Here is a 1,248-nt window from a genome sequence, read left to right as displayed (position 1 = left end):
ACATATATATGATGCTAAATATTATGAAACAGAATTTGATGAAAAAGGAAAACTAAAAAATAACGCTCCTGGAATAGGAGATATAGGTAAACAATTTTTATATGAAGAATCATATAGAGCATACTATAAAAAAGTAGGCATTGAAAAAACTAGATATTATAATGCTTTTTTATTTCCAACAGAAGAAACACAACATAGTTATATAGGAGAAGTTTCTTTTGAAATCTTCCAAGGAAAAAAAATCAAATTATTTAAATTATCTACAGAAAAAATGTATAAAAATTATTTGAAAGATTTAAAATTGAGGAAAGAGATTAATGATATTAGAAAAAATTAAGGTAATAGCTGGTGATATTACAAAATTAAATGTAAATGTTATAATAAATTCTGCAAGAATGTAATAAAAATATTTAGTACAAAAATTAAAACATAAGAAGGAGGAATAGGTAGATACATTTAAGTATTTATCAAATATGTAAAATATGAACTTAAAAGATTTACAACAAAAATATTGGAGTACTTTCATAAAAGTAGCTTTAATAAAAAGAAAATTATCTTCAGATGAATATAGACTAGTTAAAACGGCAGGTATAGATGTTGCTATTTGTAAAGATTATCACTTATATATTTCTATAGATAGTAGAAAAAAAACTTTAACTATAAAGGTTTATATTGATAGTAATAAAGAGTACTATAAACTTTTTGAAAGTAAAAAATTAGAAATAGAAGATCAAATTGATTCTAAATTAGAATGGAGAAATTTAGAGGATAATAAATCAAGTATGATTATGAAAAGTGTGGAATTTGATATATATAATGAGGAGTCATAGGGCGATTCAATAAATTACTTATTATCAGAAATTCCTAAGTATATAGATGTTTTTAAAAAATATGAGTATAGTATTTAGTTTTGTTTAAATAAAAGATTAAAATAAAATACATAAAAACCTGAGAAAGAATCTCAGGTTTTTATTTTAGGACACTCAAATTTTAGAAAAAAAGTAGGTTAGTATAATTATATTTTTTAAATTTCTTCAATTATTTCATCTTTAGAAAGTCTTGATTTTGGAAGAGCAGCATTAAAATCATCACTTGCATGATATCCTAAAGCTACAACAAAAGAAGCTGTAAATCCTTTTTCTCTAAGATTAAATTCTTCATCTAAAATTTTCATATTAACACCCTCCATAGCAACTGCATCAATGTCTAGAACTCCTAATCCTAATAAAAAAACTCCTAGATTTAAAT

3 protein-coding genes are annotated in these 1,248 nt (G+C 23.0%); 2 read left to right on the top strand and 1 reads right to left on the bottom strand.

Translation table 11 applies throughout. The features are described 5' to 3' along the window. The coding region (locus ACRCYC_RS04145) for an LlaJI family restriction endonuclease (protein WP_438617920.1) at window positions 1-337 on the top strand (337 nt) is incomplete at its 5' end. Window positions 338-482: 145 nt separating this feature from the next. Further along, entirely contained in the window at window positions 483-830 is a 348-nt protein-coding gene (locus ACRCYC_RS04140; protein WP_438617919.1) for a DUF4268 domain-containing protein, read from the top strand. 194 nt (window positions 831-1,024) lie between these two features. Here the strand turns inward: ACRCYC_RS04140 and ACRCYC_RS04135 are convergent. After that, a partial coding sequence (locus tag ACRCYC_RS04135) for a hypothetical protein (protein WP_438617918.1) occupies window positions 1,025-1,248 on the bottom strand: 224 nt, incomplete at its 5' end.

The organism is Paraclostridium sp. (assembly GCF_051657365.1).
Classification (GTDB): Bacteria; Bacillota; Clostridia; order Peptostreptococcales; family Peptostreptococcaceae; genus Paraclostridium.
This window is presented reverse-complemented; position numbering and strand designations above follow the sequence as displayed.